At 38.5% G+C, this 26399-nt stretch carries 18 protein-coding genes and 4 pseudogenes; 5 read left to right on the plus strand and 17 right to left on the minus strand.

Annotated features, from left to right (window positions below):
* Positions 1-75: 75 nt before the first annotated feature.
* The 3 genes and pseudogenes from IGI47_RS10070 to IGI47_RS10080 form a co-directional block, all read right to left on the minus strand.
* Positions 76-2547, minus strand: a pseudogene (locus tag IGI47_RS10070) (cation-translocating P-type ATPase).
* A gap of 226 nt (positions 2548-2773) precedes the next feature.
* Positions 2774-3664 (minus strand): phosphate ABC transporter substrate-binding protein PstS family protein, encoded by an 891-nt coding sequence (locus tag IGI47_RS10075; RefSeq protein WP_438784112.1) that lies wholly within the window; start codon positions 3662-3664, stop codon positions 2774-2776.
* 178 nt (positions 3665-3842) lie between these two features.
* Positions 3843-4313, minus strand: coding sequence for a hypothetical protein (locus IGI47_RS10080; RefSeq protein ID WP_311929298.1), 471 nt, complete (start codon positions 4311-4313; stop codon positions 3843-3845).
* A gap of 211 nt (positions 4314-4524) precedes the next feature.
* Here IGI47_RS10080 and IGI47_RS10085 point away from each other — a divergent pair, with 211 nt between their 5' ends.
* A complete protein-coding gene (locus IGI47_RS10085) occupies positions 4525-4887 on the plus strand; it encodes a hypothetical protein (protein WP_438784113.1) in 363 nt (120 codons plus the stop codon).
* A gap of 126 nt (positions 4888-5013) precedes the next feature.
* Here the strand turns inward: IGI47_RS10085 and IGI47_RS10090 are convergent, their stop codons facing one another.
* Both IGI47_RS10090 and IGI47_RS10095 read right to left on the minus strand, forming a co-directional pair.
* Positions 5014-5592, minus strand: a complete 579-nt coding sequence (locus IGI47_RS10090; protein ID WP_005875594.1) for a hypothetical protein — start codon at positions 5590-5592, stop codon at positions 5014-5016.
* A 65-nt stretch (positions 5593-5657) separates the two neighbouring features.
* Positions 5658-6950 carry a helix-turn-helix domain-containing protein gene (locus IGI47_RS10095; protein WP_438784114.1) on the minus strand — a complete coding sequence of 431 codons (1293 nt, stop codon included), beginning with the start codon at positions 6948-6950 and terminating at the stop codon, positions 5658-5660.
* Between the two features lie 241 nt (positions 6951-7191).
* Here IGI47_RS10095 and IGI47_RS10100 point away from each other — a divergent pair, with 241 nt between their 5' ends.
* The 3 genes from IGI47_RS10100 to IGI47_RS10110 are packed head-to-tail and all read left to right on the plus strand — an operon-like array spanning position 7192 to position 11333.
* Complete coding sequence (locus IGI47_RS10100) at positions 7192-8136, plus strand: AAA family ATPase (protein WP_438784115.1); 945 nt, start codon at positions 7192-7194, stop codon at positions 8134-8136.
* Between the two features lie 4 nt (positions 8137-8140).
* Positions 8141-9220 (plus strand): DUF58 domain-containing protein, encoded by a 1080-nt coding sequence (locus IGI47_RS10105; protein ID WP_438784116.1) that lies wholly within the window; start codon positions 8141-8143, stop codon positions 9218-9220.
* Positions 9213-11333 (plus strand): transglutaminase-like domain-containing protein, encoded by a 2121-nt coding sequence (locus IGI47_RS10110; protein WP_438784117.1) that lies wholly within the window; start codon positions 9213-9215, stop codon positions 11331-11333. Before IGI47_RS10105 ends, IGI47_RS10110 begins: the two co-directional genes overlap by 8 nt.
* Positions 11334-11459: 126 nt before the next feature.
* Here IGI47_RS10110 and copB read toward each other — a convergent pair whose 3' ends face one another.
* The 10 genes and pseudogenes from copB to IGI47_RS10160 form a co-directional block, all read right to left on the minus strand.
* The gene (gene copB / locus IGI47_RS10115) at positions 11460-13592 is read right to left on the minus strand and encodes a copper/silver-translocating P-type ATPase CopB (RefSeq protein WP_438784462.1); all 2133 of its coding nucleotides are present in this window, start codon (positions 13590-13592) and stop codon (positions 11460-11462) included.
* Positions 13593-13662: 70 nt separating this feature from the next.
* Positions 13663-15858, minus strand: a complete 2196-nt coding sequence (locus IGI47_RS10120; protein WP_438784118.1) for a heavy metal translocating P-type ATPase — start codon at positions 15856-15858, stop codon at positions 13663-13665.
* The gene (gene copZ, locus IGI47_RS10125; protein ID WP_005875579.1) at positions 15858-16067 is read right to left on the minus strand and encodes a copper chaperone CopZ; all 210 of its coding nucleotides are present in this window, start codon (positions 16065-16067) and stop codon (positions 15858-15860) included. The genes IGI47_RS10120 and copZ overlap by 1 nt, the downstream gene beginning before the upstream one ends.
* A gap of 13 nt (positions 16068-16080) precedes the next feature.
* The gene (locus IGI47_RS10130; protein ID WP_005875576.1) at positions 16081-16521 is read right to left on the minus strand and encodes a CopY/TcrY family copper transport repressor; all 441 of its coding nucleotides are present in this window, start codon (positions 16519-16521) and stop codon (positions 16081-16083) included.
* Between the two features lie 91 nt (positions 16522-16612).
* Positions 16613-17136, minus strand: a pseudogene (locus tag IGI47_RS10135) (topology modulation protein).
* Between the two features lie 185 nt (positions 17137-17321).
* Positions 17322-18779 (minus strand): APC family permease, encoded by a 1458-nt coding sequence (locus tag IGI47_RS10140; RefSeq protein WP_438784119.1) that lies wholly within the window; start codon positions 18777-18779, stop codon positions 17322-17324.
* A 359-nt stretch (positions 18780-19138) separates the two neighbouring features.
* The gene (locus tag IGI47_RS10145) at positions 19139-21217 is read right to left on the minus strand and encodes a heavy metal translocating P-type ATPase (protein ID WP_438784120.1); all 2079 of its coding nucleotides are present in this window, start codon (positions 21215-21217) and stop codon (positions 19139-19141) included.
* A 176-nt stretch (positions 21218-21393) separates the two neighbouring features.
* Positions 21394-21513 (minus strand): annotated as a pseudogene (locus IGI47_RS10150) (DUF3788 family protein); the annotation flags it as partial.
* A gap of 398 nt (positions 21514-21911) precedes the next feature.
* Entirely contained in the window at positions 21912-22256 is a 345-nt protein-coding gene (locus IGI47_RS10155; RefSeq protein WP_311929316.1) for a hypothetical protein, read from the minus strand.
* Positions 22257-22270: 14 nt separating this feature from the next.
* Positions 22271-22915, minus strand: a complete 645-nt coding sequence (locus IGI47_RS10160; protein WP_438784121.1) for an SGNH/GDSL hydrolase family protein — start codon at positions 22913-22915, stop codon at positions 22271-22273.
* Positions 22916-23342: 427 nt separating this feature from the next.
* Here IGI47_RS10160 and IGI47_RS10165 point away from each other — a divergent pair.
* Positions 23343-23462, plus strand: a pseudogene (locus tag IGI47_RS10165) (DUF3788 family protein); the annotation flags it as partial.
* A 396-nt stretch (positions 23463-23858) separates the two neighbouring features.
* On the opposite strand, the gene asnS reads toward IGI47_RS10165, so the two are convergent.
* Entirely contained in the window at positions 23859-25157 is a 1299-nt protein-coding gene (gene asnS / locus IGI47_RS10170; RefSeq protein WP_005875563.1) for an asparagine--tRNA ligase, read from the minus strand.
* Between the two features lie 34 nt (positions 25158-25191).
* Positions 25192-26382 carry a pyridoxal phosphate-dependent aminotransferase gene (locus tag IGI47_RS10175; protein WP_438784122.1) on the minus strand — a complete coding sequence of 397 codons (1191 nt, stop codon included), beginning with the start codon at positions 26380-26382 and terminating at the stop codon, positions 25192-25194.
* Between the last annotated feature and the right edge of the window lie 17 nt (positions 26383-26399).

Below are 26399 nucleotides of genomic sequence, written 5' to 3' on the forward strand. Positions count from 1 at the left end.
TTATTCGAGAATCTATAGCAAAACTGATTTTTAGATTTTTCCCACATTCTCTTCTTCCCTTTATCTCACTCGCGTTTATTCTTTCGGTTCGTCAAATTTGAACCGAAAGAAGTTCTTCAACCACTCTATAAACGTTCGTTTTCTTTGGTCATTTTTCAACCGACTATATTTTTCGATCAGTTGCGACAGTTGTCTAAAAATAGATTCCGCTGCAAAAAACAAAATGATCAGTAACAAAATAGAGACTGCGGATATTGCCGATATAGAAAATAGTTTATGGAGAAAAATAACTGAAAAGACGATTCCTCCTGCACAAAATAAAATAATTCTCCCTCTAAACCGATTCAGTGGCTGACAGATTTTATATAGAACTAAAAACCCAACGGCCGTCAGCAACATCGTAGACGCTGTGGAGACGTCTGTTTTATTGAGTTGCAAACTCACACCGCTCACGACTAAGGCACCCACGACCATCATATCAGTCAAGCCACCAGGGATTGCTTTTTCCATCACATTGAACATGAATTTCCCTTCAATCCGGTTCTTGTTTTCTTCAAGTGCAAGTAAAAAGGATGGCACACCAATCGTGAATAAACTAATCAATGTAATTTGAGAAGGTTCAAGTGGATACGTCAGTGCAAATAAAATAGAAAATACGGAAAGCAAAAAAGAAAAAATATTTTTGACTAAAAATAAACTAGCAGAACGCTCAATGTTATTTACCACACGACGTCCTTCTGCTACGATCTCAGGCATTTTTGAGAAATCAGAATCGAGTAAAGCAACTTATGCTGCTTGGATCGTTGCCTCGTTTCCTGAAGCCATGGCAATACTACAATCTGCTTCTTTCATCGCCAAAATGTCATTTACGCCATCACCTGTCATTGCTACAGTATTTTTTTCCTTTAACAGTTGCACAAATCTCATTTTTTGTTCTGGTTTCACACGCCCAAAAACGGTATATTCCTCAACTGCTTTACCATACTCTTCCTCCGCTAACTGAGAAACATCGATATATTTTTCAGCATTTGCGATTCCTGCTTGTTTGGCTACGCTAGAAACAGTTTGCGGATTATCCCCTGAGATCACTTTGATCGCTACACCTTGTTCTTTAAAATAAGTGAATGTTGCTGGTGCTTCTTTTCGTATAGGGTTAGTGATCAGAATATAGCCTAATGGTGTTACCTCTGCTTCTAAGACCATTTCTGTGAGTTCTTGTGGATAGACTCCAAAAACCAACACGCGATAGCCCTGTTCAGTATAGTGACTGAATTCCTCTTGATATTTTAAAAACTGATCCCGTAAAACCATTTCTGGAGCCCCTAATACATAGGTTCCCTCAGAAAAAGATACACTACTGAATTTCTGCACGGAAGAGAATGGTTGAACTGTTCGTACCTCTTGATCTGTGTAGTCCGTAAAATAATCTTGGATGGCTTCCATCGTTACATTGTCGCTGGCCATCGCTTTTGCGTAATCAGAAATCAGCCCTTTGATTCTCTCGCTGTTTTTTTGAGCAGTCTCATTTTTTGCAACAAGCAATTTTTGAACAGTCATCCGATTTTCTGTGATCGTACCTGTTTTATCGACACATAGGACGTTTACTCTAGCTAATGTTTCGATACTTTTCATATTATGCAAAAGGACTCGTTCCTTCGCTAATCTGCTGGCACTCATTGCTAAAGCGATCGTTGTCAACAAATACAAGCCTTCAGGGATCATACCGATCAACGCTGCTTCCATTGCTACGATACTTTCTTTGATCGTATCCTCGTTTACGAAATAGCTTTGTCCAAAGAGGGTAAGACCTAAGGGAATGATGATGATCCCGATCCATTTGATGAGTTTATTCAAGGAAGCGATCATTTCAGATTGTTCCCCTTCACCCATTTTCTTTGCTTTTACTGTCAGTTGTGAGATGTAAGAATCATATCCAACTCTTTCCAATTGAGCATAGGCCTTGCCAGAAATAATAAAACTTCCTGACATCAAAGAATCGCCAATCTCTTTAGTGATCTCATCTGCTTCACCTGTTAATAAACCTTCATTGACTTGCAGTTTTCCTTCTAACACGGTGGCATCTGCTGGTATTTGTTGCCCCGTTTCAAGAAGTACTACATCATCTAATACTAACGATTCAATATCGATCTTCTTTTCTTTTCCCTCTCTAATGACCGTTACTTTGGCAGCAGACAATACGGTCAAATTGTCCAAGATTTTTTTTGAACGGATTTCTTGGTAGATGGCGATTCCCGTATTCGCTAAGATCACTGGTAAAAAAGTGAGATTTTTATAAGAACCGACTAAACATAATAAAATGGCTAAAACCATAAAAATCAAATTGAAATATGTGAATGTATTTTGAAAAACAATTTCCTTGTTACTTTTGAATGAGGTATCTATCGTCTGATTTGTAGCATGATCTTGTATTCTCTCTGCGACTATTTTTTCTGAAAGCCCCTCATGATAATCGGGGGCGTAACGGGTAACAGGATGTTTCTCTTTTTGATCGAATTCATTCTTGCTTCTTTTTCTGAATTTTTCCATGATTTTTTACCTCGATTGTTATTCTTATGAATACAATAATACAATTATCGAAAAAAAGCCTATGAAATGGCTGATAAATGTCTTTCATTCCTGTTATATGCTAGTTGCTCAAGCAAAAAAAGCATACCTATCAAGGCACACTGTCGCTTATATTCTACGTAGTAAAAAAGCTGGAACAGAAGCCACTCTTTATGAGTGAAATACTTCTGTTCCAGCCTTGGGTAACTTATTTTAAATTTCCTTTCGCATCACGTTCGACTTTCATTGAAGTGATCGGCAGATAACCTAGTTCTTTGACTGCGCCTTGTTGGACATCCTCTTTCATCATGTAGTCTAAAAATTTCTTCACTTCTGGGGAAGGTTTACCATTTGTATACATATGTTCATACGACCAGATTTTCCAACTGTTATCTGCAACGTTTTCTTCCTTAGGTTCTACACCATCAATGCTTAACGCTTGTGTCGTGTCATCCAAGTAAGAAAATGCTAAATAGCTGATCGAGCCTGGCGTTTGAGCCACGATCTGGCGAACTATGCCAGAAGAATCTTGCTCCTGTGATTGGATAGGAGTAGCACCATCTAAGCCCCATTTTTCAAATGTTGCTCTGGTACCACTACCATTTGCTCGGTTGATTACACTGATTTTTTCATCTTTTCCGCCTAGATCTTTCCAATTGGTGATTTTACCTGTAAAGATGTCGATCAATTCTTGTTTGGTGATATTTTTTATACCAGTATCTTTGTTAACGATCGGTGCCATTCCGACAACAGCAACTTTGTGGTCCACTAGCTTGCTGGCATCGACACCGTCTTTTTCTTCAGCGAAAACATCGGAGTTACCGATCGTGACCGCTCCGGCTTCAACTTGGCTCAAGCCTGTTCCGCTCCCACCACCTTGGACAGAAATCTGATAATTGGGATTTTCTTGCACGAAACTTTCTTGTGCCGCATCAACTAATGGTTGTAAAGCGGTTGAGCCCACCGCAACGATTTTTACTTGTTCATTTGAATTACCCGAACTATTCTGTGCTGCGGAACCATCTGTATTTCCAGAACCTGAACCACACCCAGCTAAAAGAAAACCTAGGACACCTAAAGAGAATAATACTTTTTTCATTGATATACCCCTTTCTTATTTACAAGTAAAGTGTACCAATGTACTGTAAATCCTACGTGTGGATGGTGTAAATATCCAGTTAATTTATGTAAATTTCCGGTAAAACGAAAAAAACAAACAGAGTCCTCATCGACAATGTTTGTTCCTGTACTTATTTATAAGGGCGTACCAATCAGTGTCATCCGCGCTCTGAAATCATCTTTGTTGTTCGAACTTCCGTGTAAAAATAAAAAAATGCCGCTAAAAAGAATGAGAGAATTGCTAGATAGAAACTTGGCTTTATTGTTAAAAAATACATTGCTGAATAAGCAGAATCTTTTAACCCGCTTTCACTTAGCCCATTAGGACCAACGATGATCCGCGGCAACATTGAGAAAAACGAGGCAAAAACCAACATGCAAGAAAAATGGAGCATATGCCAGTTATAAGCTTTAATGAATTTATTTGAAAGTAGCAAACTCACACTGATAAAAAAATAAAACATCGTTAAAAGTGGAAAATTCTTTGATACAACAAATCCGCTACCTTGGATCAATCCTAAAATCTCTGCCCCTTGTACTACCGCATTTACCCATGTAAATGGTGCCAAGAAAATCGGGAAAAACCAAAAAAACAAATACAAACGTTCAACTTTTATTATCTTTCTCATTCGTTTCCTCCCATGCACGATTTTCTTTCATCATACTATAAGCGTTTTCTCTAAAAAAATTAGGGGGAAAATCTTTTTTTTTAGAGATAACGCAATGAGAGTTTGTTCATTTAACCATCAAAATATGAAAAAGGAATTGCTTAATTTTATTTTGATCTTAAAATAAAGTTGTGGGGGAGAATCGAATACACAGGTTTGGAGGACAAACATCATGGTAAAATATCTAAAAAAATGTATTTTACTCCTGTTTTTAGTTCCGTATATTTATTTTGCATTGTTGCTAGATTACCGCTATCATTCTATATTTGGATTAATTTTTCTGGCATTTTATACTGGTTTTATCATGCAGAAAAAAGACCAGCTCTTTCTTTTGATTCCAGGGAACATCGCTACGACTGTGACTTCCTATTTAGCATGTCTCTATTATACAGATTGGCACTTTTTTTATCAGCCATTTAGCCCGACCAAACTTATCCTGCTACTAGCTGTCATTTATTTGATCCCACAAGTGATGGGTATTTTTTGGGCACGGATTTTTACTCAAAAAAAGCAGAATATAAACATATTTAAATAAAATATAAAACAAGGAGGAGACTTTCGTCATCGATTGTCTGCTCCCTCTTTTTTAGTGTGATTTATTTGTATACCGAGGCTTCTTCTGAAACTTTTAAAGTATGTCCTATGATAGACTGAATCCTACCTATATCTCATGCAGATACACTTTCTTGATCACGATCTTGTCGAATAATTGTGACTGACTATCTTGTTCACCAATGATCTCAGCAATCACTGTGCGGTTATTTGATTTCTTCCGTAACTGGTAATTTATTTTCCCAGTCGCATTCAACTCATTTAACATGTCTACTACGCCGCCAAAACCTGTTTTCTTTGTAATGAATCCTAATGCCACCATTCGTTCATCTAAATTTTTAGCAGATACCGTTACTCCAGTGATCAAAGAATGTTTTAACTTTTGAACTAATTCTTCTAACCCTTCTGTTGTTGAAACAACTGACGTGGACTGATCGGTAAAGTTATCCAGTACTTGTTTACTTTCTTCATTGATCCGCACTTCCTCTTTCACCGATTCTCGCAAGTCTGCTAGTTCCTGTAACAAGGTTTCGTACTGTTCCTGAGTCAGCATGACACCTGCAACTTTTTCTCGGTTGAATATATATACCCCAGTTTCGGCTTTTCTCGCTTGGTCAAACACATCCATCGGTGATCTTTTTACCTCTGTGATCGAAGATGTGGGCACCTCTAATTTCTTTAAATCCAATGGACATCCTCCTTTACTACTCTGTTTCATTATAGCATATCCAAAACATCCGAAGAAAATATCCTTCAATTTTTTGTATCGATCCAGTAATCGATATCTGAAAGTAGCCGGTCGATGCCAAAGGAAGATTGGTAGAAATAGGTTTTTTGGTCCTTATTATTGACCAACGGGAAAAAATGATCCGTAATGATCAATTGTGCATAATTGGGCGGTGTTGCTCGCGTACATACGTGAATCGCTGTTCGTTTTCGGTGTCTAAGTGTTTTGTCTAAAACAGCTGCCAGTCTTCTCGCTTCCTCATGGTCGTAACGAAAAAAAAAGACGATCTTCACTTCTGGCGGATAAAGTTCCAAATAGCCACGCTCTTGTAATACTTTTAGTAAACACAAGTCCCACTCACTTGCTGGATAATCGAGTGCTTGTTGTAAAGCTGTTCGAAATTGGCTTAGTTTCTCTTGGCAATTAGGTATCTTTTTCAGAAATTCATGATATGTTTGCAATTCTTCCTTGACTATATGTTCATGAATACCGATCGTATAGCGCAACCATTCTTGATAAATCACCCGTGTGATGCTTTTTTTATTCGTACTTTCATATTCGCTGGTCAGCCAAAATAAAGAATCTAGCTTTTCAGTAACGATCATTAATTTACGGTAATCCTGTGTTTCTTCGATTTTTTCCCAACGTTTCTCGATGATGATATTGCAGCTCAAGCGCAAAATACATCGATATATTTTTTCTTTTTCTGATAAGTGTAGTTCTCTTAAAAATAGCAATTCAGGAAACATCTCAAAGAACACCGTCTGATTTTCATTTAACAGTTCTACCTCTGAGACTTCTTTTCTTTGCTCCAATAGCTGAATAAACACTTCTGAAAAAGATCGTTCTGTATCTTCAACATAAAAATGTGGAAAATCTCTTAAGAAACAAAAGATCAGATAACGGATCTTTCGTTCAGCACCATAGATTTGTCCCTTTTTATATGAAAAGGAAAGATGATATTCCCCTAACCACTTCCGTAAGCGTTCCTGTGAAGAACGATCATAGACTTGCTGATATTTTTTTTGGAGGATCAAATCTTTTAATAAACAAAAGGAAGAAGACTGGATCAAAAAATCAAATAATAAATAAGGTTCGCTGTATCCTTTGTTATAGATCAAACAAACACTTTTTTTCTGCTGGATCAATTGGATCGGGATATCCTTTTCCTCTAATCTTTTTAAATAGCGGTCGATCGTTTTCACGTCTACCATTAACTTTTCCGCTAGATCTGCTTTTTTCCAAGTTAGATCCTTCATCTGATGGATCAATAAAAATAAATTTTGTACATTTTTTGTTAATAGTTTTTGCCATTTCATTGAAGCTACCTCACTTAATCCATTTACTCTGATTCATAAAAAAGAAAAATTGCAAATAGCTAGTTTCTATATATAAAGTACGAAAAAAAAACAAAAAAATATTTTTATAAACCATTAATTTATTTTTAATTTTATTATACTTCATTCGTTCGAGTTGTAAGAGACATTGCTTGTCTGAACGATACCCTTCAATTAAAATATAGAAGTAGAGCAGAAAATTTCATGAGAAGGAGATGAGAGGATGAATAACCAAATCCAGTCATCCAAAGAAAAAGTGGATCGACTGATTCTTGAATTAGAAAAAGCAATTGTTGGTAAACGTTCGACGATTCAGTTAATGGTTGTCGCTTTATTAGCCAATGGGCACGTCCTATTCGAAGATATACCAGGTGTCGGTAAAACTTTACTTGTCAAAGCTTTATCTCAAGCAATCAAAGGTAACTTTAGTCGCATCCAGTTTACACCGGATCTCCTTCCCAGTGATATTTTGGGGTTTTCAGTCTATAATTCTCAAAACCACTCCTTTGAATTTCGACCCGGACCAGTTTTTACGACAATTCTCTTAGCTGATGAGATCAATCGAACCACCCCAAGAACTCAAGCCGCACTTTTAGAAGTGATGGCGGAAAGACACGCAACGATCGACAATCATACGTATCCTTTAGATCCGCATTTCTTTGTTTTGGCTACCCAGAACCCCATCGAATATGAAGGAACATATCCTTTACCTGAAGCCCAATTAGATCGCTTTTTATTTCGATTGGAAATCGGGTATCCTTCATTTGAAGAAGAACTCTATCTATTGATGAATGAATATGAACAGAATCGGCAATCCTTATCTGTTGTTTTAAGTAGTGAAGAATTGACCTCCTTAAAAGAAGAGGTGAATCAAGTCTTCGTAGACCCTGCTGTTGCTTCTTTTGCCTTACAACTCGTGACAGCAACCAGAGAACATCCTGAAATCAAATTAGGCATTAGTCCAAGAGGAAGTCTAGCATTTATTCATGCAGCGAAAGCCTATGCTCTTGTTCAGGGTCGCATGTATGTTACGCCAAAAGACTTCCAAGTATTGGCTCCTTTTGTATTTGCTCACCGTCTGATGTTTCATGATGCTTCATTGAGCAAAACACAGATCACAGAGTTTCTAAAAGACTTAGTTTCTCATGTTCCCATACCAGTGAGGTGAGCAGATGACAAAACTATTCAATTACCTGACTAACTCCTTGTTGTTCGGTATCTACTTTTTATTTGTGGGGTTTGCTATTCTTTTCAATAATTCATTGGGTTGGTTCCTTGCAACTTTTACCACACTTTATTTGTTATGGAGTTTTCTTTCATTAGGTTCACTTTTACGAAAAATAGCAGTCTCTAGTTCTGTTCCAGCCTTCATCAACCGTGAAAAAGCAACTGTCACAACTGTTTATTTTTCGAAAGCACGAGTCTTTTCTATTCCCTTACCTCGTTTAACTATTCGCTTTTCTGAGAACTTCTCTCCCCAACAGCAAACGATTTTTGTCCTATCAAAAAAGAAACAAGGCGTGCAAACGACCCTCAGCTGGCCAAACCGAGGCAATTTACAAACTGTCATGCTCGAACTGATTGCTTATGATCCTTTAGGGTTGTTTCGTAAAAGTATCAAGCTGGAGATTCCTTTCAATACCACCGTTCTTCCCCGGTTTTGTGAAGAAGAAGCCAACAAACTGTTTGAACAGTTGATCCATGAGCAAAGGCAATTCCCCCAAAAAGGTGGAGAGGAATTGAAAGAGTATCGACCTTACCGCTATGGTGATCTAGTGAATCGGATCAATTGGAAATTATCGGCACATAGTCAAGAATGGCTTTATCGTGAAACAGAAGAAAAACAGCCAGTAAGCGAGATCAGCCTATGTTTTTGGGGAGTAGATGGCCCATTTTTCGAAGAAACATTGGATATCTATTATTCTTTTTACCAATTAGTTAAAGATAAAAATCCGGAAATGATCGTTTTAGGAAAGGATCATTTTAGCCAGAATGAACCAATCAATCAATTATTTGCCAAATTACAGCCATTTCCTGTGACTGATGAAAAAAAGGCAACCGCCTATTTAAAAGATGCTCATAGCCCACACATTGTCATTTTTACGCCCAGACTTTCCGACGCACTCCAAGCATTTAGTGAGGCAAACCCTAAAAATACCACTGTCGTTTTTATTTATTTCGAAAGCAATCACTTAGTCATTCAAAATAAACAAGCTCGTCTAGCTGTCAAGGGAGGTACGAAAGATGACTGATAAAAGAATACTATGGCTTCGTGCGATATATTGTTTTTTTATACTTAGTGTCCCAGTACCTGTTTTTCTATCTGCGAATCAGTTGCCAGAGTATCTGTCCCTTGTTTTGGTCATTGGCTTGATTGCTGCCGTTACTGCTGGTTTACGTTCAAAACTACTTCGACTACCTTTTTATATTATTCTAGCTATTGGTGCACTTGTTCGTTATTTTCCTGAAACACCATTTTCTTTCCGTTGGTTCTCACAGTTTTATACACAGATTTCATTAGAGCTCGGGCAATTGTTTCAGGGAGAATTGAACTATTTTCCTGCAAAAACTGCTTTTTGTCTGATATTATGCTTGATCTATCTCACCTGTCTGCTAGTGATTGATTATGACCTATGGCCGATTCCTTTTATACTTATAACTGTATACTTTATGCTGTTGACTATTTTTAGGGATTTCGATCTATTTGAAGAAATGATTTTTGTCGTGGCCGTCCTATGTATCTATTTGATTTTCAGACAACTGTTAGTTACCCTTCCTAGCAATAAAAAAAGCCAATTTCTATTACTTACAAATTTAACTTTACTTGTCCTTTTAGTTATCAGTGCGACACTTCCTTCCTATTTGCCGACATTCAATCAAGCATTAGAAGAAAAAAGTGAACCAATCAGAGATTACCTCAACCAAGAAGGACTCTATGACAAAATCAACAACTATCAAGCTACTGGTACCGCTAAAACTGGATTCAGTGAAAATGATGAACAACTTGGTGGCCCTCTATATGATAACAACGATGCCGTTTTTACAGTTGTACAACCTGAAAGCAACTACTGGAAAGTGGAAAACAAGACTGATTATACTGGTAAAGGATGGAATGAAGATCCAAATGCTCCTCTTACTCCAGTGGAAAATATACCTTACGGACTTCAAGAATATCAAAAAGCTGACGCAACACCACAAACTGCCCAGCTATCTTTAAAAAGTCAAGCCTACATTCCTTATCCTTATGGGAATATCCAATTGACTACTCTGCCTGATCAAAACGAGATGCCTGTCTATTTTTTGCAGCAATCGAACCGTTTCATTTTAACTGGAGCCAAAAAAGATACTACGGTTACCATGGCTATCAATAAAATTTCCACTTCGCCTGATAACCTACAAACTATTCAGATCTCAGCCAATGATAAAAAGCGACTTGAAAATTTTCTACAGTTGCCCTCTTCACTCCCTGAAAGAGTCAAAAATCTAGCAAATGAACTCACAGATCGACTTGCTTCTCCTATTGAAAAAGTAAAAGCAATTGAAGATCACCTAAAATCGTTAGGGAACTATCGGTATTCAAAGATCGATGCACAACATACCCCAGAAAATCGTGACTATGTAGACTTTTTTTTATTTGATACGAAAGTAGGCTATTGTGACAACTTTTCTACCTCTATGGTGATCCTCCTTAGAGCAGCTGGGCTTCCTGCTCGTTGGGCCAAAGGATTTACAGGGGGCTATCAAACGGGTACAAAAGATGATAACAAAATATATACGATTTTAAACAGCAATGCTCATTCTTGGCCGGAAGTTTATTTCCCTGGCTTTGGTTGGCTCCCTTTTGAACCTACTCCTGCTTTTTCAAATCCCGCAACTGCTGAACAGGAAGTTCCAGAAACGACCAGTGCGCCGCGTGCTTCAGATGTAGCAGAACAAAGCAGTGAACCTGCAGATACACAACGTTCCTCTTCAGAAACAACAACCACTACTGAGAATGGTACAACTGACACATTGAAAAAAAATAATAAAATTCTGTTCTTTGCGCTATTTTCTGTTTTAGTGCTTGTCGTTCTCGGGCTTTATCGCAAAAAATTATATTGGTTTACTTATGTTCTCTGTCTTCGGTCATTTATTGTCAATGAACGACAAGCCTATCGTTTTCTACTATGGGGATGCGAGCGTCTGCTACCTAGAGCACCAGAAGAAGATCTCGTAACATACAGCATGCGCTTTGAAGCGAACTATCCACTAAATGATCGTTTCATCAAATTAACGACACATTATGAAGCGCTCCTCTATGGCAGTCATGCTACCCCATTTGATAAAACAATGTATCAAGCTGTTGCGGATGCGATCAGAAAATAGATATAACTAAATCGTGTTAAAAAAAGACAATTCCTCTTATAGCTAAAAGAAATCATCTCTGCGTAAAGTCCATTTGATTTCTGCTATTTTAAGAATTGTCTTTTTTGATTTTCTTTTAGTTTTTTACTATTTCAGCGTTAGTGCATTCAAAGCAACAACTACTGTACTTAGTGACATCAATACTGCACCCACTGCGGGACTTAAAATAATTCCGATTGGGGCTAAGATTCCCGCCGCTAAAGGAATAGCAACAATGTTGTAACCGGCACCCCACCAAAGATTCTGGATCATTTTTCTTCTTGTTTGTTTTGCCAATTCCAAGAAATGCAAAATATCTTTAGGGTCACTGTTTGTCAACACAACATCTGCCGAATCAATCGCGATATCCGTCCCAGCACCAATCGCCATTCCGATCGTGGCACGTGCCAAGCTAGGAGCATCATTGATCCCATCACCAACCATGATCACTTTTTTACCTTTATCAAGATATTGTTGCACGATTGCTTCTTTGTCATCAGGTAACAATCCACTATAATAATTCTCGATACCCAAATATTCTGCTACTGCCTGTGCGGCTTTTTGATTGTCGCCAGTCAACATGACAGGCGTGATGTTCTTTTCTTTAAGGGCTTGGATAAATTGTTTTGCTTCTGGTTTTATTACATCACCTAGAGCAATGATTGCCGCAAGTTGTTCTCCAATAATCAAATAACTTATTGTATTTCCTTGTTCTTCGTAAGGCTTTACTCGGCTTGCATCAACTGATAACCCCAAGCGCTTCACTTCTTTTTCATTGACGATCTTCACTTTTTGGTCTTCAACATCTGCTTCTAGACCAACACCGCTTAGATTTTTTTGGTTCAACGCTTCATATGGGGCAATATCCTTTTCTTTTAGATAGTTCATGATACCAATCGCTAACGGATGATTGGCTGCGGATTCTAAAGCACCAATGTATTTCAGCAATTCTTCTTTTGTATAGTTGTCAGTTAACACTTCGAGACCTGTCACTGTAAATTTGCCTTGAGTCAATGTCCCTGTTTTATCCAACATGATGACATCTAAGTCATTTGCTTGTTCCAAAGCATTGCGATTTTTTAAAAGCAAGCCATTTTTGGCTGCAATCGAGGTAGAACGAGCAACTACTAAAGGTATCGCTAATCCTAACGCATGTGGACAAGCAATAATGAACACCGTAACCATTCGTTCTAGCGCATCTGGTAAATTCTCTAAGAATAACCAAGCAATAAAAGCCAAGATGCCGGCGACTAATGCAACATAAAAGAGCCATTTGGCTACTTTATCTGATAATGATTCTAGCTTTGATTTTTCACCTTGGGCTTTTCGTACCATGTCCATGACTTTCGCTAAATAACCATTTTCGCCAGTTCCTGTTACAGTGATTTCAATCGTACCATCACCATTGATCGATCCACCAATAACTTGGTCGTCTACATTTTTCTTCACGCCTCTAGATTCACCAGTAACCGCAGATTCGTCCACGATCGTTTCACCTTTTACGATCGTACCATCTGTTGGCATCTTATCTCCGGCACGAACAATCAGATGATCGCCCTCTTTTACTTCTTTGAGAGAAACAGTTTCTTCTGTACCGTCTTTTTTCAGACGTTTAACAGATTCGGGAAGTAATTCAGCTAATTTCTGCAATGCATTACTAGCATTTGAAACAGCGTTCATTTCGATCCAATGCCCCAACAACATGATGACGATCAATGTGGCTAATTCCCAGAAGAAGTCCATTACATGTGCTTGCGGATTGATCAAATTTGCAACAAATGAATAGACACTATATACATATGCAACAGTGATCCCCATAGCAATCAAGGTCATCATTGCAGGGCTTTTTTGTTGGAGTTCCATTTTCGCACCACTTAAAAATGGTTGTCCGCCGTATACAAAAAGGATTGTCGCAAGAACTAGAACTACCCATTCTGATCCAGGAAATGTAATTTGGAAGGGAAATTCCATTCCCATCATTGGTGAAAAGAGAATGATCGGAATAGCTAAAATAAGCGATAACCAAAATTTTTGTTTGAAATTCCCCATGTGCATGGAATGGTCCATTCCGCCCATACTTCCATGATCCATGTGATCGTGGTCCATCATTACGTGGTTCATATTTCCATGGTCCATACCTTCATGGCCCATATTTTTATGGTTCATGTGGTCATGGTCCATCTGTTCGTGATCCATACCTGCATGATCCATATTTTTATGAGCCATTTGTTCATGATCCATTTCTCTATGCTCATGTTGTTCATTAGAAACCTGTTTTTCCGGATGTGTTGTTTTTTCTTTCATCTTTACCCTATCCTTTCTTCGAATGTGTCATCCTCCGATTCAAACTTAGGGAGTTTAGCAAAACACTTACAGAACTAAAGGCCATGGCGCCACCCGCAATGATAGGATTCAAAAAGCCGAGTGCGGCGAATGGAATGCCAATCGTATTATAAATAAATGCCCAAAATAAATTTTGCTTGATCTTCTTCAAAGTGGCTGTCGAAAGAGCAATCATTTGGCTGATCGAAGTCAAATGACTATTCATCAAAGTGACATCTGCAGCTTCCATTGCGATATCCGTCCCACTTCCCATAGCGATCCCCACATCTGCAAGAGCTAACGCTGGCGCATCGTTGATCCCATCACCGACCATTCCAACTTTTTCTCCTTTTTTCTGAAGGCTCTCAACGTAGTTCGCTTTGTCTTCCGGTAACACTTCTGCGAAAATATGTGCTGGATCGATTCCAACTTGTTTACCGATTGCTTGAGCTGCAAGTTGATTGTCTCCTGTCACCATGTAAACTTCGACACCATTGTTCTGTAACTGTGCGATCGCCTGTTTGGCGTCATCTTTGATTTGATCCGATACAGCGATCAAACCAAGGACTTTTTTGTCATTTGCCAAAAACATGACTGTTTTCCCCTGTCCTTCTAATTCTAACGCTTGTTCTTGAAATTCATCAAATGAAAGGGTCATTTCTTCCAACCGCTTTCTGGTACCGGCAAAATAAAACTGTCCATTGATTTTCCCACTGATGCCAGCTCCTGGATGGGCAGTGAAATCTGTGATCGGCTCAGCGATCATCCCTTGGGTTTCTCCGTAAGCGACGATTGCTTTACCTAAAGGATGTTCAGAAGCATATTCTAATGAATAAAAGAGCGAAGCTACTTCTTCGTTTCCCAAAACATCTGTCACTTCTGGCGTACCGCGAGTGATCGTGCCTGTTTTATCTAGGATGATACTGCTCAAATGTGCCGCTGCTTCTAATGCTCCGCCACCTTTGATCAAAATCCCATTGCGAGCGCCGACTCCTGTACCTACCATGATCGCTGTAGGTGTGGCTAGACCAAGCGCACATGGACAGGCGATCACTAAAACTGAAACACTATGGATCACGGCAAGTTGCCAGTCATTGGTCATAAATCCAGTAATCAGTAACGTTAACACTGCAAGCACTAAAACAATCGGTACGAATATCCCTGAGATCCTATCAGCGATCTTTTGGATGGGTGCTTTGCTTCCTTGAGCATCTTCGACCATTTGAATGATCTGTGCCAAAACTGTTTGTTTCCCAATTTGAGAAACTTCCATTTGGATCAAACCAATTGTATTGATCGTTCCTCCAAAGATAGAGTCATTTTCCTTTTTCTCCACTGGAACACTTTCCCCTGTCAGCATACTTTCATCAATGGCACTAGTCCCTGAAATGATCTTTCCATCTGTCGGTATCTGTTCCCCCGGACGGATCACTAGGATATCTGATAGATTGACTTCACCAATCGAGATCGTTTGTTCCTGTCCATCTCTTAACACTTGAGCCGTCTTTGTCTGTAACGACATCAACTGTTTGATCGCGTCACCTGTTTTGCTTTTCGCTGTATGTTCCAAATATTTACCTAACAATATCAACGTAATGATCATACTGCTGCTTTCAAAATATAAATCGGTAGAATGACTTGGAAAAAAGCCATTGTAGACACTTAAAGCAAAAGCCGCAGTCGTTCCGATTGCGACTAAGACATCCATATTTGGTGCCTTTGTTTTCAATGCATGATAGGCACCTTTATAAAAACGCCATCCCACATAAAATTGGACTGGAATAGCTAAGATAAGTTGAACGATCGGCCGATGAAAAAAGTGGACGATCTCACTATTGTTCCCTAACATCATCGCGATCATTGCCAACATTAGCGGCAACGTCAATACTGCACTGAAAATCAGGTCAAATTTCATTTTCTTGCGATAAGCCGTTTTTTCTTCTGCAATCTTTTGTTTGTGTGCTTCGTCGTACAAGATTGCTCCATACCCGATATTTTCGACACTACGAATCAGTTTTTCTGTTGACGTTTCTTTATAAGTCACACTAGCTTTTTCAGTAGCTAAATTAACAGTTGCAGATACAACACCCGGTTGCTCTTTCAATTCTTTCTCGATTCGAGCAGAACAATTCGCACAGGTCATCCCTGTGATAACAAATGTATCCATTTTTGTTTGGGCATCCATCAAATCACCTCAGATTGATAGCCTAATGCATTGATCGTCTGGCAGATTTTTTCCGGTTGGATTTTTTCTTCATCATATTTCACGATCCCATTTTCTTTTTTTAAATTGACTTTTATCTTTTTTACGCCATCAAGTGAATGAACGGCTTCTTCCACACGTTCGACACAATGGTTACAACTCATTCCTTTAATTGAAAATTCTTGTTTCATCATTTATTCCTCCTTATTGATGTTCCTTACAATGGCATTGGCCAGGGATACAGTTGCATGCAACGGATGCGACTGGCTGTTTTTTATTTAATTGGTCTAAGATCATCTCGATATCTTCTTGCGTCAATGTTGCTTCTTCCACTAAGTCAGCAATCGTTGCCCCGATCCTTTTTGCGCAGATATGGGAAAAAAGATTCTCGGTTGCACTGCGAACCGTTTCCGTCTCCGAAACGGCAGGATGATAAATAAATTTTTTCCCTTCTTGTTCTGTCCAGACCGCTTCTTTTTTCACCAGACGTCCCAACAAAGTTTTTACTGTGGCTGCTTTCCATTCCATGGATTCTGCGAGTATCTGCGTGATTTCTTGTGCTGTCGATTGACCAAGGGTCCAGATGACTCGCATGATCTCCCACTCAGAGTCACTGATCTTGATTGGGGAAGTTACTTCTTTCATCTCATCACTCTTCCTTTCTGTTTACAGATGTAAACTTAAGCACGGATATAGATTACAACTGTAAACGAAAAATGTCAAATGGTTTCTCCTATTATTTGCTCAATTTCTTTAAAAATGCTGTTTGCTCCCGTTTATTGTGCAAAATAATCAATTTTTCGCTTGCACCTAGTTGGTCAATACGATTCAATAACCGCGGTTCATTTTTTTCTTATAATGTAAAACAAATGAGAGAAATTCTATATATTCGCTATCTAGTTTTTCACTAAAGGTGTGAGGCATATCTGGTCTTGTTGCTTTGTTTCTTTTTCTTTTGATACTTCTTAAAATCACTCGATAGATTGCGAGGAGTGTGGGGACTTTTAGCAAGATGATCTGATCTGCTTCTTCGATTCTCTCTGTCGCTGTACCGGTATAGTTGCCTTCGATGATCCATGATTCATTTTCAGCCATGAATTTAATTTGTTCTGCTTTGAACCATTCTGCAGCCTCGTCACTGTAATCTGTGGTATGCCATAACAAGTCTAGTGGTAACAGAGGACTACGTGTGATCGTTTGCATCTTCCTTGCTAGTGTAGATTTCCCAGCACCGCTTTGACCGATAATCATTCGCTTCATCTACTCTCCCCATTTCATTCATCTTTTTTTCTATCTTACCATAGGAAAAAAGAGAGGCAAGGCATCCTTATGCCTCGTCTCTCTTTATCCGTATAAACGGTCTGTTCTTATTTTCAGCTTATTTCCTGTTTTTTCAAACTATTGGATATTTTTCTCTATCCATGAATAGACTCACGTTCTGTTCATCATACTTGAGTAACAGGTTCTTCTATTTTATTTTTATCTCTACGTGCAATTGCAGGTAAGATCATTCCTAATAAAATCAAAATGATCGGTGTCACGACGTTTGAGACCAACTGGAACCACCATGCTTTCGGATCAGCTGCATATTCGACTTTTGGTACCATTCCCAAAATACAAGCAAATGCAGTGAATGCAAAACACCAAGCGCCAAAAATAAAGCCGATTTTTGGATTTTTAACAAACTTATATTCAGAAGTGAATTTCTTATACGCTTTATTCAACATCATATAAGCTAAGAATACCCATAAATAACGCATTGGCATAACTACTGAATTCAGGTTTGTCAACCATTTGACTAGTTCATTCATATCCTTGATCCCAACGATCGGTAGTAAGATGATGATACCGACTAAAATCCCAGTTAATAAATAGCCGTTGACTAGTGTTCCTTTGCGGTTACGTTTGCGCAACCAATTAGGTACAAAGTTTGGATCAGCATCAGCTAATAAAATTTTTAGTGGCGCATCGATCGAAAAGGCTAATGCAGAAATCTGGCCGACCATATTTGTCAATGCGTAAATGATCATCAATACATTTCCTATACCATAATAATTCCCAAGGATTTGGAATGCACTATATGCACCATTTGCCATCAGATCTTTAGGAATATTGTCACTAGCGAAGAGCATCCCCATCGCTACTGAACCTAAGACCGCACATACACCGACCATTGCCGCTAAAAAGATCATTCCTTTTGGAAATTCTTTTGCAGGGTTACGTGTTGAATTGACATATGGAGAAATTTTTTCTGCTCCGCCAACCGCAAATACTAACATCGAAACTGTCGTGAAATAGCTAAAGTCAAATGTAGGGATGTATGTTTTGACTTCATTCATATGAGGAGTCGCAAACTCCATTGTTGGATTGATGAATGGTGCTGTAACAGCGAGCAAGATGAATAATAAAGACATCACGAACATAGCTGTACCAGCCAAACCACCAATCACTTTTAGTGTCGATAGTCCTTTTGTTGAAAGATAAAGGAAGGCTAAGAAAATGATCAATGAGATGACCGCCACCATTTGGACTGACATCGTATTGACGATATTGCCATTTCCTTCAACTGCCCAACCAGCTGCAATTAAGATTGCTTGTGGTTTTTGTGCCAAATAAGGAATATGGACGACCCAATAAGTCCAAGCAGCATAATACGCCAATCGTTTATTTGAGGTCGTATTCTCTACCCAAGAGCTGACGCCACCTTTGCTATCTTTGAAGGCGGAGCCAAGTTGTCCAACAATTAAGGCATAGGGGATAAAATAAATAGCAAGAATCAATAACCAAGAGGTAACAACGGAAATCCCTTGTTGCGCATAATTGTTGACTACATTCCCCATACCCCACACCATGTTGAATGCAATTAAAGCCACGGTAAACCAACGTAATTGTTTATCGTTCATTTGTTCTCTCCTTTTTTATTTTAATAGGTAAAACTAACATCCACATGTAATCATAATAAAACTCTTACATTTTTACAATATAATGTTATTTTAATTGTGGATTATTTTAGCAATTACACATTTTACTTACATCTTATTATCATTTTTCGGGGTAAAACCCTTTTAAAAAGGCACATTTTATGAAAAAACCTTTCCTTTTTTATAGAATATTCTGAAAAAATAAAATTAAAAAAGTTATTTTAATCGTTTTTTTTCAAAATAGTTGCTATGTGTTTTTCTGACATGAGCGCAAAAAAACCTCTATTTAATCGAAAAGACTCGAAAAAATAAAGGCTTTTTTATCCCTAAGTAGATGAGTATTATTTAACGCGTAAACATCTCATTGCATTTAAAACGGCTAAGACAGTCACTCCAACATCCGCAAAAACAGCATCTCCCATTGAAGCGATGCCGAATGCACCTAATAATAGAACAAGCGCTTTGACACCAATTGCAAAGAGAATATTTTGTTTGACGATTTTCAACGTTTTTCTAGATAAGCGAATTGCATCAACGATTTTCGAGGGTTCGTCATTCATGATGACCACATCTGCCGCTTCGATCGCTGCATCGCTTCCCAAACCACCCATAGCAATTCCAACATCTGCTCTCGCCAAAACAGGTGCATCATTGATTCCATCACCGACAAATGCGGTTTGTTGTATTGCATTCTCCATGATATTTTCTAATTTTTCGACCTTGTCTTGTGGCAGTAATTCACTGTATACCTTATCTATCCCAAGTTTGTGTCCGATATGATCGGCAATATTTTGGGCATCCCCAGTGAGCATCACCGTTTGTTTGATTCCCACTTGTTTTAGTTTGCGCAATGCTTCTTGCGCATCAGTTTTCACTGTATCTGCAATCACCAAATAACCGACAAATTCACCATCCAGCGCTACATATAAAAGGGTACCAACTTCTTCACTCTTCGTGATCTTGATCTGGTATCTTTCCATTAACTTGTGATTACCGACCAAAACAAGTTTTCCATCTATCTGTGCCTTGATTCCTTCTCCTGCCACTTCTTCTATTTCTTCTACTACCAATAATGAACCTTCATAAGCAGATAAAACAGCTTGTGCAATGGGATGGGTAGATAATTGTTCAGCACTTGCTACGTATTGCATAAATTGTGTTTTCTCAAGAGTTGTTTCTAATTTTTGAACAGAAAAATCACCTTTTGTCAAAGTCCCGGTTTTATCAAAAACAATTGTATCCGTATGGGCCAATAATTCTAAGTAATTCCCACCTTTTACCAATACCCCGATTTTACTTGCGCCACCGATTCCACCAAAGAAGCTTAATGGGACAGAAATCACTAACGCACAAGGGCAAGAAATCACTAGGAAAGTCAACGCACGATAGATCCAATCAGAAAATTCTGCCCCAGAGATCACAAGGGGTGGAACGACAGCAAGTACTAAAGCTAACCCTACGACGATCGGTGTATAGTAGCGAGCAAATCTCGTGATGAAATTTTCTGCTGGTGCTTTTTTACTGCTTGCATTTTCAACTAATTCCAATAGTTTACTAATCGTAGAATTCTCATACGTCTTTTCAACCTTGATCACTAATGGCTGATTTTTATTGATAAATCCACTTAAAACTGTTTCACCAACAAACACTTCTTTAGGTACAGACTCTCCAGTCAGTGCCGAGGTATCTACTAATGATTGGCCTGTAAGGATCGTTCCGTCTAATGGCACACGTTCGCCAGGTTTGACTAATACTTGCTCTCCAATCACTATATCTTCGGGTTGCTTTGTTATCAACCCGTTTTCTGTTTGGACATGGGCAACTTCTGGACGGATCGCCATCAATTCACGAATCGATTTTCTCGATTGGTTCACTGCAAATCCTTGGAAGTATTCACCAACTTGATAAAACAGCATAACTGCAACTGCTTCTGGATATTCTCCGATCAGCATTGCTCCAATAGTCGCAATCGCCATCAAAAAATTTTCATCAAAAATTTGTCCTTTGATTATGTTCCCGACTGCCCGTTTGATGATATCAAATCCAATGACTAAGTATATCAACAAAAATCCGATAAATTTGATTGGTTCAGCTGGTGACCACAGGAACAAAATCAGCAAGCCGATAGCAGAAAGGATGATACGTAGCAATGCACGTTTTTCTTGGTCGTCTTTTTCTCCCTGAACTTCTTGCTTTTTCTTGGTGATCTCTTTCATCGAAACATCTGGTTCTACTTCTTTTATGACTCTTTTCGTTTCGTTTTCAATTGTTGCTAAATCTTTATCACTCGCTTCGATCGTCAGTTTACATGTCGTAAAATTGACAGTCGCTTGCTTTACTCCTTTGATTTCATTCACTTTTTTCTCGATTTTCATCGCGCAATTGGCACAATCTAATCCATCTAAATAATAACTCTTCATTTTCCTCACTCCTCGCTCTTACACATGAGTAACTCTTCATAAGTAATTATATATGAATGAATACTCATGTGTCAAATAGAAAATGTCCTTTTAGAGAAGTGAACAAAAATATTTTTCAGATTTTATCTTTTGAATAGACTCTGGGACAAAACTAAAATCAGGTTTGCTACAGACTCTCGAGTAAACAGCGGGAGCAGAAGCAACTCCTTCGGAAATAAGCCGAAACTCACAAAAATTTGAAAAGCAATTTTCGTTCATTTCTTCTTATTTCTCGGAGTTAAACACTTCTGTCCCAGCCTCTCTCAAATAAACGGCATCCAAAAGTCAGGTTTTTCGGAAATTTCGAAAAAACGAGCATGGGACAAAAGTAAGAAACACTTTTGTCTCGACCTCGAATACCAACCTATCTATTCAAAATAGAGTCATGTTTAAAGGTTAGATACAAGGGTGAGTGGCGATACTTTTATAAGATCGATTCAGATTTGTCGTTTTATAATACAGGCTTTCTAAAGATATCTGAGGCAGAAATCTGAACAAAAAAATAAGCTGATATCCACAAAGAGCATTTTTAAAATTTTTGAGGATAACGGCTTATTTTCGAAAGGAGTTGCTTTGTCTTTATCGTTTGCTATCACCTAGTGCCTGTGATACTTGTTTTTCACGTTTCTTTCTAACATGAGCAAATAAATGAACATCAAAGTAAATCAATAAAAAAATCAGCGATCTTTCTTTTCATTGCTGCAAGTAGCCAGTATTTGATAAATTCAGTTTGGACCTTTTCTTCTTCTTCGATTGCGATAAACATTTTTTCAACTAGTTTTCCAGAACGCACCCCCACTGTTTTGTCTATTTGAAAGGCCTGACCGAAGGCAATCAGCTTCGGTGTCCCATTTGACTGTCTCACTTCAGCCACTACAGAGATCCGAGTAGGATTTTGGAGATCATATTCCTTTATTTTTACAGTAGGTACTCCTTTGGCAGTTTGAAAAAGCAAGTTGATTTGTTGAAGATCCTCCGCTTTTGCTTCTCGTATTTCCATTTATTCACCCTTTATCAAAGATTCACTAACATTTCAGGTACGACAAACTCTAACCAACTTTGTGCAATGATCTCATGTCCGGCAAGTGTAGGATGTACACCATCTTCTCCTGTATATTTACTAAATCCTCGAATAATTCCCAACGCATTCAGTTTTCCATCTAAGGGAACAAACACCAGATGGTATTCTTCCGCTAACTTACGAATGATCTGTATTTTCGGATCAAGGTCCTTGCGCCAGGCCTGGCGATCAAGTGGCTCTGGTAATACAAAAGGCTCCATTAATACAACCTGCTTTATTCCTTTCTCCAACAATTTTTCGATCAAGTAACGGTAATCTTCTTCAAACATCGTCATTGATTGTTCCGTTGCAAACGTGGTTGGATCATTCACATTATGCCACGTATCATTGATACCGATAAGAATCGAAACGATATCTGGTTCAAGATCCAAACAGTCTGTGTCAAAACGTGCTCGTAGATCAGCAATCTTATTTCCATTGATTCCTTTATTAAGAATATCAAATTCGATAGTTGGAAACTGTGTACTCAATCGTTTTGCTACCAACAATGGATAACCATTACCTAAATCTTTTGAGTCATTATATTCTCTGTCACAATCAGTAATACTATCACCAATAAATAAAATACGTTTTTTCAAATTACTTTCCTCCTATTGCGTCTATTTACGCTTTCTTTTTTCTCTTGTCTATGATCAATCAGCGTACTTTTGGGAATTGGCTTCCTTTCCCCCTAACGTATTCGCTTACATTAGTATAAAGAGAAAACACAGCATCTCCAGCTTAGATTTCACCTGGGAACAATAAGCAATATTGAGAATGTGTCTTTTCATTCCTATTCCAACACGCTGTTTGCAATTGCTCTTCTTTGCTGTCTGCACTAAAATAACTCTACAGATTTTTCTTCCAAATTTTCATGCTTCGGTTAGATTTTTGCATTATCGTTACGTTTAACTTGTTAATCAGGCGTAGCCATTCATTTTGCAATGAACTCGAGATAAAAGTCGTTTAGGGTTGAGAAATTGAAGAGAAAAAACTGACTTTCGGATACCGTTTATTTGAGAGAGGCTGGGACAGAAGTGTTTAACTCCGAGAAATAAGAAGAAATGAACGAAAATTGCTTTTCAAATTTTTGTGAGTTTCGGCTTATTTCCGAAGGAGTTGCTTCTGCTCCCGCTGTTTACTCGAGAGTCTGTAGCAAACCTGATTTTTAGATTTGTCCCAGACTTGTCTCTTTTAAAGCAACGCTTTCCATTTGTCTGGTACATTCTAATACCTCGAGTCAGCTTTAATTTTGACTATCTTGCACTAACACAATCGTATTATACCATCATTTTCCAGAGACAAATATGCTATTCTTTTTTTCAACTATTTTACTTCTTCGTACCTGGCCATTTTATTGAGAGACAGTTTGATTTTTGCTATCTGTGAAGAATATGTCAATACTAAAAAGGACCCCACAAACATTCATCATTAATGTTCGTGGAATCCTTCTTTAGGTTTAGCGATTGCTTTTCCTATAGCTTCTAGTACTTTACTGTATCAAAACCGAAGCATGTATCTCTAGAACAGCTAGCTGTTTTTCTATGGATAAATACGGTTCAATAAACGTGGGAATGGGATTGCTTCACGTACATGATCAATACCAGCAATCCAAGTCACCGTACGTTCCAGACCTAGTCCAAATCCAGAATGGGGAACAGAACCATATTTACGTAGATCAAGATACCAAGAATATTCATTTTCATCTAATCCATGGTTTCTGATTTGTTCTAATAAAAATTCGTAATCCGTTGCCCGTTCACTACCACCGATGATTTCGCCATAACCTTCTGGAGCGATCATGTCGGCACAAATAACAACATCATCTCTTGTTGGATGTGGCTTCATGTAGAAAGGTTTGATTGCTTTCGGATAGTTCAAAATAAAGACAGGTTGTTCAAACGAATTTGCGATGAATGTTTCGTGTGGTGAACCAAAGTCATCTCCCCACTCGATGTCATCGAAGCCGTTTTTCTTCAATAATTCGATTGCATCATCGTATGAGATACGTGGGAATGGTAATTTTGTATAAGTTTTCAGTACTTCTTTGTCTCTTTCCAAGACATCTAACGCATAGTCACAATGATCAAGAACATTTTGCACTAAGAAAGCGACATATTGTTCTTGGACTTCTAGACTTTCTTCCTGATGCATAAATGCCATTTCAGGTTCGATCATCCAGAATTCAATCAAGTGACGACGAGTTTTTGATTTTTCCGCACGAAAAGTTGGTCCGAATGAGAATACTTTCCCAAAAGCCATTGCAGCAGCTTCCATATAAAGCTGTCCGCTTTGAGATAAGTAAGCTTTTTGATCAAAATAGTTTGTTTCAAATAGATCCGTTGTTCCTTCTGGTGCAGAACCAGTCAAAATCGGTGGATCGATCTTAACAAAATGATGATCATTGAAAAATTCATACGTTGCACGAATGATTTCATTTCTGATTTGCATGATCGCATGCTGTCTTGAAGAACGTAACCATAAATGGCGATGATCCATCAAGAAATCTGTGCCGTGTTCTTTTGGTGTGATAGGGTAATCATGACTTTCACTGACCACTTCAATGTCAGATATCCCAATTTCGTAACCGAATTTTGAACGACTATCTTCACGGATTTCACCTGTTATGATGATCGATGTTTCTTGGTGCAAGTTTTTCGCAAGTTGGAAAACTTCTTCTGACACTTCACTTTTTACGACTACTCCTTGGAAATAAGCAGTACCGTCTCTTAATTGTAAAAAGGCGATTTTTCCGCTTGAACGCTTATTGGCTACCCAAGCGCCGATTTTTACTGTTTCTCCCACATGGTTTTTCGAATCGATGATTTGAATTTGTTCCACGTTGACTCTCCTTTATCATTTCCTATTTTTAGGATTAATTTTGACTTTTACTCTCAATGAATCGGGCAATCCGTCTCACTGCTTCTTCTAAGGTTCCTAGATCTGCCGCATAACTCATACGCACATTTTCTGGCGCACCGAACCCTTCACCAGTTATCAAAGCAACGCCAGTTTCTTCTAATAGATCTTCTACCCAGCGAGTGACGTTCTCATATCCGCAAATCGCCATCGTTTGTTTGACATTCGGGAATAAATAAAATGCACCTTGGGGCTTATTGATCGTTACTCCAGGTAAATTAGAAACAAGCGGATATATGATATTCAAACGCTCTTCAAATGCACTTCTCATTTCCTCTACCGTATTTTGAGTCCCTGTCAAAGCCTCAACTGCCGCGTATTGACTAACTGCAGTTGGATTACTGGTCGACTGTGAAGCAATAGCGATCATTCCATTGATAATCTCTTGATTACCTACAGCATAACCGATCCTCCACCCTGTCATCGCATATGTTTTTGACACGCCATTGATGATGATGGTTTGTTGACGAATTGCTTCTGATATCGTTGCAATTGGAGTAAACTCATTGCCATTATAAACTAATCGTCCATAAATATCATCTGCAACTATCAAAATATCGTTTTTGACAGCCCATTCCCCAATTGCTTGAAGTTCATTTTTCTCATAGATCATTCCTGTCGGATTTGACGGGGAATTGATGATGATTGCTTTCGTTTTTGCTGTGCGTACTTGTTCGAGTTGAGAAACAGTTACTTTAAAGCCGTTTCTCTCTTCACCTTTGACAAATACTGGCTTTCCTTCTGCTAACTTCACTTGTTCTCCATAACTGACCCAATACGGTACCGGAATGATCACTTCATCTGCCGGATCCAAAATGGTTTGGAATAACGCATAAAGTGCAAATTTAGCCCCATCAGTCACAATTGTTTGTGAGGGTGCATAATCGACACCATAATTCTGTTTGAGATAGGCGACGACTGCTTGACGCAATTCAGGGATACCAGCGCTTGGTGTGTAATAACTAGCTTTACCATTTTTGATTGCCTTGATGGCTGCCTCTTGAATGTTTTCTGGCGTAGCAAAATCAGGTTCCCCAACAGTTAAGCTCAAAATATCCCTACCTTGTGCCTTCAACGCTTTCGCTTTTGCTGCTGCTGCCAGCGTAACAGACGGTTCTAGCCGTTGAATTTTTTCTGATAGATTCATCTAACTCATCCTTTACA

The organism is Enterococcus sp. AZ191 (assembly GCF_051713845.1).
Taxonomy (GTDB): Bacteria; Bacillota; Bacilli; order Lactobacillales; family Enterococcaceae; genus Enterococcus_B; species Enterococcus_B durans.

Bases quoted from the DNA above. Each gene is read 5' to 3' on its own strand.
- IGI47_RS10175 (WP_438784122.1), bottom strand. From the start codon at position 26,382: ATGAATCTATCAGAAAAAATTCAACGGCTAGAACCGTCTGTTACGCTG.
- IGI47_RS10140 (WP_438784119.1), bottom strand. From the start codon at position 18,779: ATGAACGATAAACAATTACGTTGGTTTACCGTGGCTTTAATTGCATTC.
- IGI47_RS10155 (WP_311929316.1), bottom strand. From the start codon at position 22,256: ATGGAAATACGAGAAGCAAAAGCGGAGGATCTTCAACAAATCAACTTG.
- IGI47_RS10120 (WP_438784118.1), bottom strand. From the start codon at position 15,858: ATGGATGCCCAAACAAAAATGGATACATTTGTTATCACAGGGATGACC.
- IGI47_RS10105 (WP_438784116.1), top strand. From the start codon at position 8,141: ATGACAAAACTATTCAATTACCTGACTAACTCCTTGTTGTTCGGTATC.
- IGI47_RS10080 (WP_311929298.1), bottom strand. From the start codon at position 4,313: ATGAGAAAGATAATAAAAGTTGAACGTTTGTATTTGTTTTTTTGGTTT.
- IGI47_RS10100 (WP_438784115.1), top strand. From the start codon at position 7,192: ATGAATAACCAAATCCAGTCATCCAAAGAAAAAGTGGATCGACTGATT.
- IGI47_RS10075 (WP_438784112.1), bottom strand. From the start codon at position 3,664: ATGAAAAAAGTATTATTCTCTTTAGGTGTCCTAGGTTTTCTTTTAGCT.
- copB (WP_438784462.1), bottom strand. From the start codon at position 13,592: ATGGATCATGAACAAATGGCTCATAAAAATATGGATCATGCAGGTATG.
- copZ (WP_005875579.1), bottom strand. From the start codon at position 16,067: ATGAAACAAGAATTTTCAATTAAAGGAATGAGTTGTAACCATTGTGTC.
- IGI47_RS10130 (WP_005875576.1), bottom strand. From the start codon at position 16,521: ATGAAAGAAGTAACTTCCCCAATCAAGATCAGTGACTCTGAGTGGGAG.
- IGI47_RS10085 (WP_438784113.1), top strand. From the start codon at position 4,525: ATGGTAAAATATCTAAAAAAATGTATTTTACTCCTGTTTTTAGTTCCG.
- IGI47_RS10095 (WP_438784114.1), bottom strand. From the start codon at position 6,950: ATGAAATGGCAAAAACTATTAACAAAAAATGTACAAAATTTATTTTTA.
- IGI47_RS10110 (WP_438784117.1), top strand. From the start codon at position 9,213: ATGACTGATAAAAGAATACTATGGCTTCGTGCGATATATTGTTTTTTT.
- IGI47_RS10145 (WP_438784120.1), bottom strand. From the start codon at position 21,217: ATGAAGAGTTATTATTTAGATGGATTAGATTGTGCCAATTGCGCGATG.